Source organism: Bacillus sp. FSL R5-0523 (genome assembly GCF_037975295.1).
In the GTDB taxonomy this organism is placed as follows: Bacteria; Bacillota; Bacilli; order Bacillales; family Bacillaceae; genus Bacillus; species Bacillus subtilis.
Map to the genome: position 1 here is coordinate 901,098 of NZ_CP150251.1, position 16,264 is coordinate 917,361.

15 protein-coding genes are annotated in these 16,264 nt (G+C 45.7%); 9 read left to right on the top strand and 6 right to left on the bottom strand.

Translation table 11 applies throughout. The features are described from left to right. Positions 1–11 precede the first annotated feature (11 nt). Positions 12–1,169, top strand: coding sequence for a linearmycin resistance permease LnrN (lnrN, locus tag NYE53_RS04550; RefSeq protein ID WP_339247509.1), 1,158 nt, complete (start codon positions 12–14; stop codon positions 1,167–1,169). 72 nt (positions 1,170–1,241) lie between these two features. On the opposite strand, the gene padR is transcribed toward lnrN, so the two are convergent. Beyond that, a complete protein-coding gene (gene padR / locus NYE53_RS04555; protein ID WP_339247512.1) occupies positions 1,242–1,790 on the bottom strand; it encodes a transcriptional regulator PadR in 549 nt (182 codons plus the stop codon). A gap of 276 nt (positions 1,791–2,066) precedes the next feature. Between padR and estB the strand changes: the two genes are divergently transcribed. Next, positions 2,067–2,699: an esterase EstB gene (gene estB / locus NYE53_RS04560; RefSeq protein WP_251188104.1), complete on the top strand. Its 633-nt coding sequence runs from the start codon at positions 2,067–2,069 to the stop codon at positions 2,697–2,699. Positions 2,700–2,916: 217 nt separating this feature from the next. Next, the gene (locus tag NYE53_RS04565) at positions 2,917–4,005 is read left to right on the top strand and encodes an acyltransferase family protein (RefSeq protein ID WP_038428639.1); all 1,089 of its coding nucleotides are present in this window, start codon (positions 2,917–2,919) and stop codon (positions 4,003–4,005) included. 35 nt (positions 4,006–4,040) lie between these two features. Here NYE53_RS04565 and NYE53_RS04570 read toward each other — a convergent pair whose 3' ends face one another. Both NYE53_RS04570 and NYE53_RS04575 read right to left on the bottom strand, forming a co-directional pair. Then, positions 4,041–4,658, bottom strand: a complete 618-nt coding sequence (locus tag NYE53_RS04570) for a TetR family transcriptional regulator (RefSeq protein WP_327828925.1) — start codon at positions 4,656–4,658, stop codon at positions 4,041–4,043. Beyond that, a complete protein-coding gene (locus tag NYE53_RS04575; protein ID WP_339247514.1) occupies positions 4,624–5,877 on the bottom strand; it encodes an MFS transporter in 1,254 nt (417 codons plus the stop codon). Before NYE53_RS04575 ends, NYE53_RS04570 begins: the two co-directional genes overlap by 35 nt. Positions 5,878–6,002: 125 nt before the next feature. Between NYE53_RS04575 and bstA the strand changes: the two genes are divergently transcribed. Beyond that, positions 6,003–6,539: a bacillithiol transferase BstA gene (bstA, locus tag NYE53_RS04580; RefSeq protein WP_003233581.1), complete on the top strand. Its 537-nt coding sequence runs from the start codon at positions 6,003–6,005 to the stop codon at positions 6,537–6,539. Here the strand turns inward: bstA and NYE53_RS04585 are convergent. Both NYE53_RS04585 and NYE53_RS04590 read right to left on the bottom strand, forming a co-directional pair. Next, entirely contained in the window at positions 6,536–8,092 is a 1,557-nt protein-coding gene (locus NYE53_RS04585) for an MFS transporter (protein ID WP_095843588.1), read from the bottom strand. The two genes, bstA and NYE53_RS04585, sit on opposite strands and share 4 nt — an antisense overlap. A gap of 111 nt (positions 8,093–8,203) precedes the next feature. Continuing rightward, positions 8,204–8,686, bottom strand: coding sequence for a MarR family transcriptional regulator (locus NYE53_RS04590; protein ID WP_003233577.1), 483 nt, complete (start codon positions 8,684–8,686; stop codon positions 8,204–8,206). 171 nt (positions 8,687–8,857) lie between these two features. On the opposite strand from NYE53_RS04590, the gene mprF reads away from it, so the two are divergent. After that, entirely contained in the window at positions 8,858–11,428 is a 2,571-nt protein-coding gene (mprF, locus tag NYE53_RS04595; RefSeq protein ID WP_014476202.1) for a bifunctional lysylphosphatidylglycerol flippase/synthetase MprF, read from the top strand. 17 nt (positions 11,429–11,445) lie between these two features. Here the strand turns inward: mprF and NYE53_RS04600 are convergent, their stop codons facing one another. Continuing rightward, complete coding sequence (locus NYE53_RS04600) at positions 11,446–12,423, bottom strand: iron-siderophore ABC transporter substrate-binding protein (RefSeq protein WP_014476203.1); 978 nt, start codon at positions 12,421–12,423, stop codon at positions 11,446–11,448. A gap of 130 nt (positions 12,424–12,553) precedes the next feature. Here NYE53_RS04600 and NYE53_RS04605 point away from each other — a divergent pair, with 130 nt between their 5' ends. The 4 genes from NYE53_RS04605 to NYE53_RS04620 all read left to right on the top strand — a co-directional run bounded on the left by NYE53_RS04605 (position 12,554) and on the right by NYE53_RS04620 (position 16,251). Next, positions 12,554–13,555 carry an iron ABC transporter permease gene (locus NYE53_RS04605; protein WP_003233570.1) on the top strand — a complete coding sequence of 334 codons (1,002 nt, stop codon included), beginning with the start codon at positions 12,554–12,556 and terminating at the stop codon, positions 13,553–13,555. Then, complete coding sequence (locus NYE53_RS04610; RefSeq protein WP_003233568.1) at positions 13,552–14,583, top strand: iron ABC transporter permease; 1,032 nt, start codon at positions 13,552–13,554, stop codon at positions 14,581–14,583. The genes NYE53_RS04605 and NYE53_RS04610 overlap by 4 nt, the downstream gene beginning before the upstream one ends. A gap of 114 nt (positions 14,584–14,697) precedes the next feature. Next, entirely contained in the window at positions 14,698–15,579 is an 882-nt protein-coding gene (locus NYE53_RS04615; RefSeq protein WP_339247518.1) for a PhzF family phenazine biosynthesis isomerase, read from the top strand. Positions 15,580–15,666: 87 nt separating this feature from the next. Beyond that, on the top strand, positions 15,667–16,251 hold the full coding sequence (locus tag NYE53_RS04620) for a nitroreductase (protein ID WP_339247521.1): 585 nt from the start codon (positions 15,667–15,669) through the stop codon (positions 16,249–16,251). Positions 16,252–16,264: the final 13 nt, after the last annotated feature.

Below are 16,264 nucleotides of genomic sequence, written 5' to 3' on the forward strand. Positions count from 1 at the left end.
AGGTACAAAAGGTGAAAAAAATCATAGCCATTTGCGGCATTGAGCTTTCTCTCATTTTTAAGAAGCCGCAGAACTATTTGATCATGTTTGCTGCCCCGCTTTTGCTTACCTTTGTATTTGGGAGTATGCTCGGCGGCAATGATGATAAGGTGCGGCTTGCAATCGTTGATCAGGACGATACGATTCTCTCACAGCATTATATTCGGCAGCTGAAGGCACACGATGATATGTATACATTCGAAAACATGTCTGAAAACAAAGCGTCAGAAAAGCTGAAACAAAAGAAAATTGCCGGGATCATCGTCATTTCCCGCTCGTTCCAGACACAGCTGGAAAAAGGCAAAAATCCTGAGCTGATTTTCCGTCATGGCCCCGAGCTGTCGGAAGCGCCGATGGTCAAACAATATGCAGAAAACACATTGGCAACGCTCAATATTCAGGTGACCGCGGCGAAAACGGCATCGCAGACAGCGGGAGAAAACTGGAAGTCGGCGTATAAAACGGTTTTCGCCAAAAAACATGAAGATACAGTTCCGGCTGTAAAACGACAGATGCTCAGTGATAAAAAAGAGGGTGCGGAAGCAAGTGACACAGCCTCCAGAGCAGCAGGGTTTTCCATCCTGTTTGTCATGCTGACCATGATGGGAGCGGCTGGAACCATTTTAGAAGCAAGAAAAAACGGCGTCTGGTCCAGATTGCTTACAGCCTCTGTCAGCCGAGCTGAAATCGGTGCTGGGTATGTGCTTTCCTTCTTTGTCATTGGCTGGATTCAATTTGGCATATTGCTTCTTTCCACCCATTGGCTGTTTGGCATCAACTGGGGGAATCCGGCTGCGGTTATTGTATTAGTGTCACTTTTTCTATTGACCGTTGTCGGCATTGGATTGATGATAGCGGCCAATGTCAGAACGCCAGAACAGCAGCTTGCATTCGGTAACTTGTTCGTCATCGCAACATGTATGGTGAGCGGGATGTATTGGCCGATCGACATTGAACCGAAATTTATGCAATCCATCGCTGAATTTCTTCCGCAAAAGTGGGCGATGAGCGGGCTGACGGAGATTATCGCTAACGGTGCCCGCGTCACAGATATTCTCGGAATCTGCGGCATTTTGCTTGCATTTGCTGCGATCACTTTCGCAGCGGGGCTGAAAGCGCTCCGAGCCTAAAAAACATCTGCCGTTTAGGCAGATGTTTTTTTGCATGTGGGTACATTCGTATGGGTGCAGCCTGAACTGCGGTTAATCCTTATCGATCATAGCTAAAATTGATTCCAGCCATGAAACGTAATTTTTCTCCCGCTCCAGCGCTTTCGTCAGCACAAGATAGTGGCCGAAGTCCGGTGAAGAAAATGACATTGGCTCTGCTGAAGCCATAAGCTTTTCATAGCTTCCCTGTAAGTCAGAAAGCTTGGCCTGGCGTTTTTGCAGCTGGTCTTTGAACAAATCAGAAGCCTCCTGGCGCGATAGACAAGAAATGAAATAAGCCTTCAGCATAAATTCATCCTTCACCGTCTCGGGTATCGGCTGGTGGCGGATCAGCCAGTCATGCAGCTCCTGCTTTCCGCAGTCTGTCAGGGTGTACATCTTTTTCTCCAGCTTTGTGCCCTGAATCGTTGTCCGAAACGTGATAAATCCTTCATCCGTCAGCTTTTTGAGCTCAGGGTAAATCTGGCTGTGCTTGGCGCTCCAAAACTGGCCGAGCTCCTCTTTAAAATAACTCGTAATATCGTATCCACTCAATTCGCCTTTTCGCAAAAGCCCTAATATGGCGTATTTTAATACTCTCATGCTATCCTCCGTGTCTGGCTGTTTCGTAAAACAGATGAGCCGGTGCTCAACTGTGATTCTAACTGCCTATTCCCCTTATTATAGAAAAGGGAGGAAGGGAACACAACCGGGCCACTTTGGAAATGAAAATAAAAGGGATGTCAGAAGGTATCCGATTTATCTCCGTCAATGATATAAAAGAGATTTAAATTTAATTTTCATAAAAAATATTAACTATATTGATTTTTTATGTATAATAGGAAATTGGTGGTATGAACATTTTAAGGGGGAATAAACGTGAAAAAAGTACTTATGTCATTCATTATTTGTTTATCGCTGATTCTATCTGTTTTAGCCGCTCCGCCGTCAAGTGCAAAAGCTGAATCAGTACATAATCCTGTCGTTCTTGTTCATGGAATAAGCGGGGCATCATACAACTTTTTCGCTATTAAAAACTACTTAATTTCTCAAGGCTGGCAAAGCAACAAACTGTACGCAATTGATTTTTATGATAAAACAGGAAACAACCTAAATAACGGCCCGCAGCTTGCTTCATATGTTGACCGTGTTTTAAAAGAGACGGGGGCCAAAAAAGTAGATATTGTGGCTCATAGTATGGGAGGCGCCAATACGCTGTACTATATTAAATATTTAGGCGGGGGCAATAAGATTCAAAATGTCGTAACGCTTGGAGGGGCTAATGGTTTAGTATCATCAACCGCGCTGCCGGGTACAGATCCTAATCAAAAGATCCTCTATACATCTATTTACAGTCTCAATGATCAAATTGTCATCAATAGCTTGTCTCGGTTACAAGGAGCGCGAAACATCCAGCTTTATGGCATCGGTCATATTGGCTTGCTCTCTAATAGCCAAGTGAACGGCTATATAAAAGAAGGGCTGAATGGCGGAGGCCTCAATACAAATTAATATCTTCATAAAAAACCTGCAGTCTCCGATACGGCAGGTTTTTTGCATTTTCTAGCAATCTCGTCTGAGAAAGATACACCAAAAAGCCATAGGGTCTTATGACCTTAGTCTATCATGCATACGTCAATTTATGACATCAGGCACTTTTTCAAATAGAGCGGACATGTTAAGGTACAACCATCGATTTCTATCAATTTGAAATAAAAGGAGCGCTGTTATGCAAATTAAAGAAATTTTTATGATCCGCTGCATTTCGTGCTTAAGTGTCGTCTTGCTCCATATCATTTCAATGGTCCTGATGCTTCAGGCAGAAGCTCTTGCAGATATTTCTCACACTGTTGATTCTTTCCGAACACTCCTGATGTTCAGCACGCCCGCTTTTATTTTCATCTCTGAATTTTTACTGGCCCGTTCTTATCCTGATGGGGTGCCTGACGGTTTTTTAAAGAAGCGGGGAAAAGTGATTTTTGTTCCTTTTTTATTTATCGCGGCCATCGATGCGCTGCTGATGACCAGTGCGATGGGGGGAGAGGTAACCTTTCTCGCGTTTGTGCAAAAATATCTGGCGAACGTATTCTTAGGAAACTTTATCGGATACTTCATTCTCGTCATCTTTCAATTTTACATGCTGCATATGATGTTTCATGAGTACTTGAAAAAAGCATCGCCGAAATGGGTGCTGTCTATCTCATTTGTGGTGACAGCCGCTTATTTAGGCTATTTCTCCGCAGCCAGCCCGGCTCCTGCTTCTGAAGAGGGAGGGGCATTTCCGTTCTTCTGGGTTCCGTTCGCAGGCTGGCTTTTCTACTTTTGTCTAGCCTACTATTGCGGAAAAGAATACAAGCGTTTTTTAGCGCTGCTGAACCAATACCGCTGGGTGGTGTACGGCGCCGCAATTGCTTCTGGGGCGCTGGTTGTCACTGTTTCTTATGTGGGTGAAATCGGCATGATCAGCTCGAAGCGGCCTGATATCATGCTGTATTCAACAAGCATGATTTTCCTGTGTTTTCACTTGTTTTCCAAAATGAAGCATGTGCCGAAAATCATGATGTTTATCAGCAACTATTCCTTTTCGATTTATCTGCTTCATGCCTATTTTATGATTATAGGCTACGTGTTGCTTTTGAATATGCCCGAAATTCCTGCCGTACCAGCTGTTCTCCTGTTGTTTGCCGTGTGCACAGCCGGCCCGATTCTGACCTCGTGGGCACTGAATAAATTCAAATACGGGTATTTATTTGTGGGGAAAATTTATCAGCCAAAACAGAAGAAGGTAACAGTCGAAGTGCGTGATCACGCAGGGTGAAAAGCAAGCGGCAGGAGGGCTCCTGCCGCGTTTCTTTACTTCTCATCCGCTTGCAGAACTGTTTTTAAATATAGTTTTGCAGACTCAGCAAGTCCAGATACATCAGCCTTTTCTTCATCGAAATACAGGGCGTTTTGAATGATGCCGTCATTCATATTGAGGAAAAACTTGGCGATAGTCGCAATAGGCTGAACCGGCTGAAACTCTCCCTGATCGATCCCTTTTTGCAATAGCCTTGAAAACCTTTCCACAAAAAGATCATACCGATTCTCCAAGTACTGCCTACGTTCTTCATTGCGCCAAGCTGTCACTAAATATTCAAATTGCACCGGCGCCAGCGTATCTGCTACATCACGCAGACCCTCAGTCAGTTCGTCCAAATAGATTGAAATGGCGGCCCAAACACTTTGGTGTTCAGCTGATTTATCAAGCTTTCGGAGTCCTTCATCCAGCCCTGTTTCAATAATGCGGCGAAACATCTCCTCAGTGCTTGAAAAATAAAGATAGACACCACCTCGGCTGAAACCTGATTCTTCCACAACGTCCTTCATTGTCGTTAATTCGAATCCTTTTCGTTTAAAAACCGTTTTGGCAGCCTCTAAAATCTCTGCCTGCCGTTTATCCTTGTGCTCCTTTGTTACTTTCGGTGACAAGATATCGCCTGCTTTCTGAAACTTTCTTACCTATAAGTGTAATCAACCCAATCATGATCAGCAAGCAGCCACAGACAAGAAAAGCAAGTGAAACACCGATCCATTCCGCCAGCACGCCCCCGCCCGCCATGCCGAGGATGGAGGCGAGGGTTGTCGCGCTCTGAATGGCGCCAAACACCCTGCCGCTGTAATCAACCGGCACTGTTGTTTGCACGAGAATTTGAAATGGAATATGGACCAGACCAAAAGCCGCTCCCATGATGAAAAAAGCGAAAATAAAAAGAGCAATGCCGGCAATTCCCATTCCGCTCAGAAATGGCACGCCTCCAGTTGCTAGTCCAAGCAGAAAGGTCCCAGCTGAGAAATAAAGCAAATAAGAAGTGATCTGCCGTCTGCCGGCAATGACCGCCGTAAGGAGCATTCCGGCGCCGCTTACGGCCATGCACCAGCCTGCAAGCTCGGGCGGAGCTCCTGAAAAGGAGCGGATAAGAATAATCGCTTGGGAATCACCAATCTGCAAAACAAAGAGAACGACACAAGCTGTGAGTAAACCTGTTAAAAGCAGCGGCATCCGTTTCAAAAACTGAAGGCCTTCCTTGATAGAAGTAAGTGCTGATGTTTTTTCTTGAGGTGTATTGGCTTTTTGTAAAAAAGCATCTCTGGGAAGGAAAAACAAAATGACAGCGGAAAGAAAGAAGGCGCCGGCGTTTATATAAAAAACAGAGTGTATCGAGAAAGCAGCGATCAGCGTGCCGCCAAGGGCAGGGCCGAAGATTTTTGAGCTGTTATCAATGATGCTGCTGACGGAAACGGCCTGCTGAATGTGTGCTTCCGGAGCCAATTCCTTAAGCTTTCCGTTTTTAGCAGGTAAAAAAAGTGAAGAAAAACAGCTCTGAACGGATAGCAATACGTAAAGCTGCCAAAGCTCACTGACATAAACGCAGCTGATAACAGTGAGGGCACGGCCGATTTCAGATAGAAACATAATCGTTTTTCTGTCAAAACGGTCGGCGAGTAGGCCCGATACAGGTCCAAGTACAATGACAGGCAAAGCAAATGACATCATTAAAAGCGACATATTTAATGGTGAAGCATCCAGCTGAAAAGCGGCTAAGGTTAGCACGGCCAAAATGTGAAGCCAGTCTCCAAGTGAAGAAATGGTTTGCGAGGCTAACAGTGTCATCAGCCCTTTTTGAGTGCAAAACAACGGTTTTTCCATGATTCATCCTCCTAAATAATAAAAATGACACGAGTGTCGTTTTTTTATTGTATGGGAAAAAGACGCAATACACAATCTTTTTCTTGTAAAATAAAGGAGAAGCTTGAATAGAAGGGAGAACATGCATGACATCAGTCAATCTAAGCTACCCAATAGGAGAATACAAGCCGAGGGAATCCATATCGAAGGAGCAAAAAGATAAATGGATTCAAGTGCTTGAAGAAGTGCCGGCAAAATTGAAGCAAGCTGTAGAGGGCATGACGGACAGCCAGCTTGACACACCGTACCGGGACGGTGGATGGACCGTTCGGCAAGTTATTCATCATCTGGCTGACAGTCATATGAACAGCTATATTCGTTTTAAATTGAGCTTGACGGAAGAGACACCGGCTATCCGTCCGTATGATGAAAAAGCATGGTCGGAGCTAAAAGACTCGAAAACGGCAGATCCGAGCGGCTCACTCGCGCTTTTGCAGGAGCTTCACGGAAGATGGACGGCTCTGCTCCGCACCCTGACGGATCAGCAATTTAAGCGCGGATTTTATCACCCTGATACAAAGGAGATCATTACCCTGGAGAACGCGCTCGGCCTGTATGTCTGGCACTCACATCACCATATCGCTCATATTACGGAGCTTTCCAGACGGATGGGGTGGTCTTAACGCTTTTGCCGGCGGAAAGCCGGAATACTGATAGCAGCAATCACCAGAAGTGAGATCACAGCAGCCGCTGCATATAAATGATCATAGCCGCTGGCGACACTCGCATGAATGGCGTCGCTTATCGCGGTTTTGACTTCAGGAACGGGAATGCGTTCGATTTGTTCTTGTAAAGAAGAAACATCAGAACTGTCGATCTCCGGAATCATCTGCATCGCCTTTTCCGAATATCCGCTGTCCGACAAGCGGCTGTTGATCTCATCACCTATTTGGTCAAACCCGGCTGTGATAAAACCTGCATAAAGAGTAGGCGCCAAGGTCAGTCCAATTTGCCTTACTAATGAAAGCGTGCCAAGAGCTGTACCCTTATTTGTTTTTGCCGCTTCTGATACAAGGACGTTCAGCGGAGCGCCTAACAGAAAGCCAAAACCGATCCCAGCTGCCACACTTGCGATCACAAACTCCCATTTTTCCGTCACCCAGAGCGGAAATAAAGCAAACCCCGCACATGAGATGATTCCCGAAAGAATAACGGTTTTTACAGGACCTTTTTTGTCGGTAAGCGCTCCGCCAAGCCAAGCGCCGATTCCGGAAGCCAACGCAAGCGGTGTCATCCAATAGCCTGCTTTTGCGGCAGGGACACCCAAATACTGTTCGACATATGACGGGATAAAAATGACTGCCGCCAAGAGCCCCCCGGATAACAAACCGATGATAAGCGTGCGCTGAAACATATGGTTTCGCAGCAGAGAATACGCCAAAATGGGATCGCCTCCTCGCATTTCAACTCTCTTTTCATACGAGATAAGCGCTGCAAAACAAAGTATGCCAAAAATAATACATCCATAAACCTCCGGATTCCCCAAGCTGTGTAAGAGATTTGCCCCGTCAAGGTTCGTCATGCCGTACATCACGGCTAAAATCGACAGGGATAGAAGGAAGATTCCGGCCGTGTCGAGGCGCTTAGCTTCAGGTGCTTTTGTTTCCGCGATAAAGTATGCGCCGAAAACAACCAATAGCACGGCAATCGGCAAATTAATCAAAAATAGCCAATGCCAAGACCCGGTCCAATCAAGCAGAAAGCTTCCGATATTTGGCCCGAGCACAGCGGCCATCCCGTTCATTGCGCCAAGCAGCCCAAGAGCCTTCCCCTGTTTTTCCTTTGGAAGAGTCGCGAGAATGTGAGAGCTGCCGATGATGAAAATCCCGCCGCCTCCAAGCGCCTGAATCAGCCGCGATATCAGAAAGAGCGGGAAGCTTTGGCTCAAAGCAACAAGCAAAGAACCAAGTCCGAACAGGCAAACCTCAATGAGAAAGAGTTTTTTTCTGCCGTAGCGGTCGGAAAGCTTTCCGACGATTGGCACACTGACGCTAAGACCAAGCGTATAAAGGGTAATGCCCCATGATCCCCAGGAAGGAGAAACGGAAAACGACTCGTTTATCGTTGTTAAAGCAGCTGAAATAATTCCGTTATCTAGCGCAGCCATAAATACACCAATCGTAAACAGGCTGATCGCCCACTTTTGGCCTTTCTGCTCTGTTAATGCTTCAGACATATTCATCAACCCCTTTTTTATTCACTCGAAATATATTATTCATTTTAAATGAACTAAATGTCAAATAAAAAAAGCCTGCTCCCGCAGTTTGCGGATGACAGACTTACAGATTTATTCTTTTTTCGCTTTTTCTAATGCTCTTGAAAGGATAGACAGCCCTTCGGAAACAGCCTGCTTTTCTTCAGGGGACAGCAGCTCTAATGAACGCTTCAATTTCAGGTGGCCTTTTTCATACAAACCCCGGAAAATCTTTTTCGCATTCTCTGTCAACTGAACAACTACAGAGCGGCGGTCCTCTTCAGAATGTGAGCGTTTGACAAATCCTGATTTTTCAAGCCGGTCAAGCAGCCCAGTTGTATTGGACAGGGAAGCCCCCATTTTTTCAGCAATGTCGCTCACTTTCAATGTTCCATGGTTGTTTAATAGCATCAGCACCTTCATTTGCGGCATGCTCATATCCAGCTTCATCCACTCGGACACATCACCGAGCCCGGCGGAAGTTAAGACTTTCATATAGAGCACCCATATTTCCCGTTCCTCCGATGAAAGAATGTTTTCGTTTAAGACTGTTGTATCGTGTAAATTATATTCCATTTCATCACTTCCTCATCATTCACTCCTCTTACCATATTACTCGATTTTCACTCCAGAAAGAAAGTGAGCAGAAACCGCATGCGGGACTTTGTCCGAAAAATAACGGTAGTGTATAATGAGTTGGAGATTATTGGGGGAGAGGATCGAACTAGAATATGATTGGAGAGACCATTGCTGATTAAAAAGAATGCTTTATCAATATTAAAAATCGTTTTTCCTATTGCTGTTTTGCTATTTGTTATTTATCAATCGAAAAAAGAACTGACAAATCTGTCATTCAAACGTACGCTCATGGTCATCAACGGACTGGAACGAACGGACTTATTCATGCTTGTGTTGATCGGCTTGCTGGCTGTTGCGGCTATGTCGCTGTATGATTACGTCCTGAAATACTCACTGCGCCTATCGATCACAAACGGAAAAGTATTCAGGGTTTCCTGGATCGCCAATTCATTTAATAATGTGCTGGGCTTCGGCGGTTTAGCCGGCGTCGGGTTAAGAATGATGTTCTATAAGGAGCATACGAAAGACCATAAGGCACTCGTGAAAGGAATCGCCTGGCTCACATCATCTATGCTGCTCGGATTATCTGTTTTCAGCATTTTCGTCGCTGCGAGAGTGCTGCCAGTGGATGAAGTGATTCATGAAAAGCCTTGGCTATGGGCGGTCGTTATCGGTTTTGCGCTGATATTGCCGCTGTCTTTGGCGGTGTCCAAAATAAAAGACCGCAAAGCTGGGGACGAAGAGAATGCGGATAAAGTGAAAAATCCGATTTTCGCATATATTGGAGCTTCAGTTGTTGAATGGCTCATGGCCGGGATCGTCATTTATTTTGCTTTGTTCGCTATGGGCATTCATGCAGATATCAGGTATGTGTTCGGGGTGTTCGTCATTGCGGCGATCGGAGGAATGATCAGCCTCGTGCCGGGCGGCTTCGGCTCGTTTGACCTTTTATTTTTGCTGGGGATGGAGCAGCTTGGCTATCATCAGGAGGCCATCGTTACTTCTATTGTGTTGTACAGGCTCGCCTATTCATTTATCCCATTTATCTTAGGACTGTTCTTTGCCGCAGGCGACCTGACGGAAAATACAATGAAGCGGCTCGAAACGAACCCGCGCATCGCACCGGCAATTGAGACGACAAACGTTCTGCTTGTTGTTCAGCGTGCGGTATTAGTGAGAATTTTGCAAGGCTCGCTTTCCCTTATTGTGTTCGTAGCAGGTCTGATTGTCCTGGCCTCAGTCTCCTTGCCGATTGACAGGCTGACGGTTATACCGCACATTCCGCGCCCGGCGCTTTTGCTGTTCAACGGCCTGTCCTTAAGCTCAGCGCTCATTCTGCTGATTTTGCCGATTGAGCTTTATAAACGGACAAAACGTTCCTATACGATGGCCATTACAGCGCTTGTCGGCGGCTTTGTGTTCAGCTTTTTAAAAGGGCTTAACATCAGCGCGATATTCGTACTGCCGATGATTATCGTATTGCTTGTGCTATTGAAAAAACAATTTGTCCGCGAACAGGCATCCTATACACTGGGACAATTGATATTCGCTGTGGCGCTGTTTACTGTGGCGCTCTTTAACTACAATCTGATCGCGGGCTTTATTTGGGACCGGATGAAGAAGGTGCTGCGTCACGAATATTTCGTCCACAGCACCTCGCATATTACACATGCAACCATCATGGCGATCATCATTGTGCCACTGTTCTTCTTGATATTTACAGTGGTCTATCATAAGAGAACGAAACCGATCGGAGAGAAAGCTGACCCTGAGCGTCTTGCTGCGTTTCTCAATGAAAAAGGCGGCAACGCGCTGAGCCATCTTGGTTTTCTAGGAGATAAGCGGTTTTATTTTTCCAGTGATGGGAATGCACTGCTTCTATTTGGGAAAATCGCCAGAAGGCTGGTCGTGCTCGGCGATCCATCTGGCCAAAGAGAATCATTCCCGCTCGTGCTGGAAGAATTTCTGAATGAAGCGCATCAGAAGGGATTCAGTGTTTTGTTCTATCAAATTGAACGAGAGGACATGGCGCTGTATCACGATTTTGGCTACAACTTCTTTAAACTTGGCGAGGAAGCATATGTAGATTTAAATACATTCACCTTGACTGGGAAGAAAAAAGCCGGCCTTCGGGCAATCAATAACCGCTTTGAGCGGGAGGAGTATACTTTCCATGTGGATCATCCCCCATTTTCTGATGCGTTTTTGGAGGAGCTGAAGCAAATCTCTGACGAATGGCTCGGCTCGAAAAAGGAGAAGGGATTCTCGCTCGGATTTTTTGATCCTTCCTATTTACAGAAAGCGCCGATCGCCTATATGAAAAATGCAGAAGGAGAGATCGTTGCATTCGCAAATGTCATGCCGATGTACCAGGAGGGAGAGATATCGGTTGACCTAATGCGCTATCGCGGCGACGCTCCAAATGGCATTATGGACGCATTGTTTATCCGTATGTTTTTATGGGCAAAGGAAGAGGGCTGCACGTCATTTAATATGGGGATGGCACCCTTGGCTAATGTCGGCACTGCCTTTACATCCTTCTGGTCCGAAAGGTTTGCCGCTGTCATTTTTAATAATGTCAGATACATGTACAGCTTCAGCGGCCTAAGAGCCTTTAAAGAAAAATACAAACCGGAGTGGCGAGGGAAATACTTAGCGTATCGGAAAAACAGATCTCTTTCTGTCACCATGTTCCTCGTTACACGTCTGATTGGCAAAAGCAAAAAAGACTCCGTCTAATAAGACGGAGTCTTTTTTTATTTCGTTTTTAAGAAATAGGTTTCAATATCATCAAGCAGGTAGTTTGCGGCTTTAATTCCGCCTGCGGTTGTCCATACGACGTCATCGACTTCATGCGCATTACCTGATTTCACGGCCTTTAGGTTTTTCCATAGTGAACTGCTTGTCCACTGATTGGCCCATTTTTCATTTTCCTTTGCATTATCGGCTTTATAAGTGAAATAAAACAGCACATCAGCATCCATATCAGGAATAGATTCTTTACTGTCAGTTGAGAACGTAAATTGGTCCTTTTGTTTCTTGAACAGCTCCACTTGTTTTTCAGGGCGTTTGAAGCCAAGCTGGTCTAAAATAATCCCTGAGAATGAATCGGTATAATAGATTCTTGATTCACCGGATAAAAAGCGTACGACTGAAACGGTTTTGTTTGTCTGGTCGCCCAGCTTGTTTTTTAAATCAGAAACACGTTTATCAAAATCGGCAATGACTTCCTTGCCTTTGTCCGCCTTATTCACCGCGTTGGCGTATAGAGTCAGGTTATCCTTCCAGTTCCCGGCCAAAGATTCAGCAAAAACAGTCGGCGCAATCGCATTTAACTGATCATAAATTTTTTCCTGGCGCACTTTGTTTCCAATAATCAAATCAGGCTTTAATTCTGCGATGGCTTCCACATTCGGTTCCGTTTCAAGACCGACGTTTTTAACACCTTTCATGTCATCTTTCAGATAGTCATACCACGGGTCGCCCTTCCATGACTTTACGGCTCCGACCGGCTTAATGCCAAGCGCTAAGAGCGCCTCTGTTCCTTCATTAGTTAAAACAACAATCCGTTTTGGATTGGCGGGGATGTTGTCTGATGTCCCCATTGCATGTTTGACCGTTCTTGTTTTGCTGCTTGACCCCTCGCTGTTGCTTGAACTTTCTGAACTATTACAGGCAGAAAGTACCATAACGGCCATTAAAAATACGAATAGCATGCTGATATGCTTTTTCATCTTTTTCCTCCCAATATTGAAATTCATTATCATTTAGATCATAATAAGCAGTGTTAAGAGTGTCAATCCCTAATTGAGGATTATTCTCAAAAACAAACATTACATAGTAAATAACTAGGAGAATTAGATCATGATCTGCAAAAAGGCATCTTCAAAATGGATTGTGTTAGTATGTCTGATTTTCATTTTACTGGCGGCTGTCTGCGCAAGCGTCGTGTACGGCTATACAGGTACGTCATGGAGACAGGTCTATCAGGCGTTTACTTCCTTCAACGGAACAAATGAGCATGTCATCATCAAGGATGTCAGGCTTCCGCGCGCTTTGGTTGCGACAGTCGTCGGCGCCTCGCTTGCAGCCGCGGGCGCTCTCATGCAGGCGCTCACAAAAAATCCGCTTGCGTCACCGGGGATTTTCGGGATTAACGCCGGTGCAGGTTTTTTTATTGTTGCCGGATCGTTTTTTCTGCATATTCAGTCACCTCAGGCATTAGTATGGAGCTCGTTTCTGGGGGCAGCATTTACCGCCGCGATCGTCTATGCAGCAGGCTCGCTTGGGAGGGAAGGGCTGACGCCAATCAAACTGACGCTGGCGGGAGCTGCCATGGCAGCCATGTTTTCTTCTCTGACACAGGGCTTGCTGTCTGTCAACGAACTCGAGCTTGCCCAGGTGCTTTTTTGGCTGACTGGCTCTGTGCAGGGCCGGAGTCTGGATCTGTTGATGACGATGTTTCCATATGCAGCGGCAGCGCTGGTAATCTGCTTCTTTCTCGGCCAAAAAATTAATCTCCTCGTTATGGGAGAAGATGTGGCAAAAGGACTCGGCCAAAAAACAGGCCTGCTGAAATTTGTGATGGCGCTTTGTGTTGTCATGCTTGCAGGGTCCGCTGTCGCCATTGCCGGGCCGATTTCTTTTATCGGCATCATTATTCCGCATTTTGCCCGCTTTGTCGTTGGTAATGATTATCGCTGGGTTCTGCCATTTTCCGCTGTTTTGGGTGCCATTTTGCTTGTTTGCGCGGATATCGGTGCGCGATATATCATTATGCCTCAGGAAGTTCCTGTCGGGGTCATGACCGCCATCATCGGAATGCCTGTGTTTGTGTACATCGCAAGAAGGGGGGCGAAGCTATGAAACTTCGTTTTGGCGTTACTGCGGCTGAAAAGAAAGCATGGATCGTCTTTTTAATTTTACTGGGGTTAACAGCTGCTGTACTCATCATAAGCGCAGGTCTCGGACAAAGGTTTATTCCTCCCTGGGATGTAGCAAAAACATTCTTTGGTGCAGGTTCCAAGCTGGATGAACTGATGATCATGTCGTTCCGCATGCCAAGAATTTTGACGGCTTTATGCGCCGGTGTCTGCTTGGCAGCGGCAGGCGCGATATTGCAGGGGCTCGTCAGAAACCCTCTCGCATCTCCGGATATTATCGGAATAACAGGAGGAGCGGCGGTAGCGGTCGTGCTTTTAATGATGTTCTTCTCAGACCGCAGCAGTTCACTTACGATCAGTCTGTCATGGCTTCCAGCAGCCGCATTTATCGGCGCATCTGCTGTCGGGCTCATCGTCTATTTACTGGCATACAAAAATGGCGCCTCCACATTTCGGCTGGTGCTTATCGGAATCGGATTTTCAATGTCGGCGCAGGCGATGACTACCCTGTTGATGATCAAAGGCCCGATTTACCGGGCATCACAAGCCAATGTATATATCACTGGGTCAGTTTATGGGTCAAACTGGCAGCATGTAAAAATAGCTATTATCTTATCTGTCATTCTCTTATTCATTTGTTTTGTCGCGCTAAAAAATATGAATATACAGGTGCTGGGTGAAGATATTGCGGCGGGTGCAGGAAGCGCTGTTCAGCGAAATCGTTTTTTCTTGCTACTTTTGAGTACGGCTCTTACTGGTTGTGCAGTTTCAGTTGCTGGCACAATCGGTTTTGTCGGGCTGATGGCGCCCCATATTGCAAGACGGCTTGTCGGCTCATCTTATGGCGCGCTGCTCCCAGCGTCGGCACTTATTGGAGCTCTGCTCGTTTTAACAGCTGATATCGTCGGCAGAACCTTATTTGCTCCGGTGGAAGTGCCGGCCGGCGTCTTTACAGCGGCTATCGGCGCACCTTATTTTATTTATTTGCTCTATAAAACAAGAAATTCTTGATCGTTACACCCATTTTCTTAAAAAAGAAAATGGGTTTTTTTGATAATGACTGAAGATTCGTAATTATTTTTGCTATACTGACAGAGACATTGATAAAGAAAGGGCGGCAGATGAATGAAAGAAGCAGAGGTATTAAAATATGAAGCATTTACAAGCAGTCCCGGCAAAGGAAACCCCGCAGGCGTCGTTTTGCGGGGAGACGTTTATACGGAAGACGAGATGCAGATCATAGCTGAGCGTGCCGGGTATTCAGAAACCTCCTTTATCCGAAAAAGCGAGTCGGCCGATCTTGAACTCCGTTACTTTACACCTGGACACGAAATGAATTTGTGCGGTCATGCGACAGTTGCGTCTCTTTACGCATTATGTGAGAAAGGAATGCTGGAGAGCGGTAAAACGTACAGCATCCAAACGAAAGCGGGTATCCTGCCTGTGAAAATTTCTGAAAAAGATGCCCGTATTCATATCACGCTTGAACAGGCCTCTCCGCAATTCAAACCATTTACAGGCGATCGGAAAAAACTTGCGGACGCACTGGGTATCACCGAAGAGGATTTTCATGAAGACCTTCCGATTGTGTTTGGCAGCACTGGTATATGGACAGCCATCGTTCCGCTTAAATCATTGGAGGCTTCCAAAAAAATGGTGCCAGATAACAAACAATTTCCGGAAGTGTTAATTGATCTGCCAAAAGCTTCAGTCCATCCGTTTACCTTTAAAACCATTCATCCCGACAGCGACCTGCACGGACGCCACTTTTCATCCCCGTATTCGGGAACGATTGAAGACCCCGTGACCGGCACAGCATCCGGCGTGATGGGGGCTTATATGAAACAATATGGCAATGCCGAGCAGCATAAATTTATCATTGAACAAGGGCAGGAAATTGGAAAAGACGGAAAAGTGGAGATCGAAATGAACGAAGCCGGCGGCCATGTGAAAGTGAACATGACAGGAACAGCCGTTTACTCAGAAACCCGTATTCTTAAAATCTAATACGGATGATGGTTTACAAAAAGATGCACTTTCCGTTATCATTATGAAATGATAATCATTTTCAATTGCATAGGAAGGTGAGACGGTATGCCTCAAACCGAACAAATACATCAGCATTCAGTACTGCGGGACATCATACGCAGCAGAAGATCGATTCGAAAGTTTAAACAAGAGCCAGTACCTTCAGCAGTCATTCTTGACATGCTTGAAACGGCAAAATATGCGCCAAATCACAGAGTGACAGAGCCATGGAGATTTATTTACGTTTCCAGTGAGACAGGTAAAGCGAACCTCATCAATACATTTGCAGCGTTCTCTAAGAAATCCAAGCCGGATATGACAGAGGAAAAGCTTCAAAATTTCAAAAACACACTTGGGCGCGTTCCGGGTTTTCTGCTCGTCGTGTTTCAGGAAGATGAAAACGAAAGAGCGCGAGACGACGACTTTGCGGCAACAAGCTCATTGATCCAAAACCTTCAGCTTCTTGCCTGGGAAAAAGGAATCGGCATGGTTTGGAAAAGCGGAAAAATCCTTTACGACAAAGAAGTCCATCAGGCCTTTGGTTTACAGGATAATGAACGATTCGCCGCCATCATACAAACGGGCTATCCTGACGAAGCGCCGAAAGTAAAAGAACGCACGCCGATCCGTGAACGCTTCACCGAAATGTAAAAAACCCCTTGTC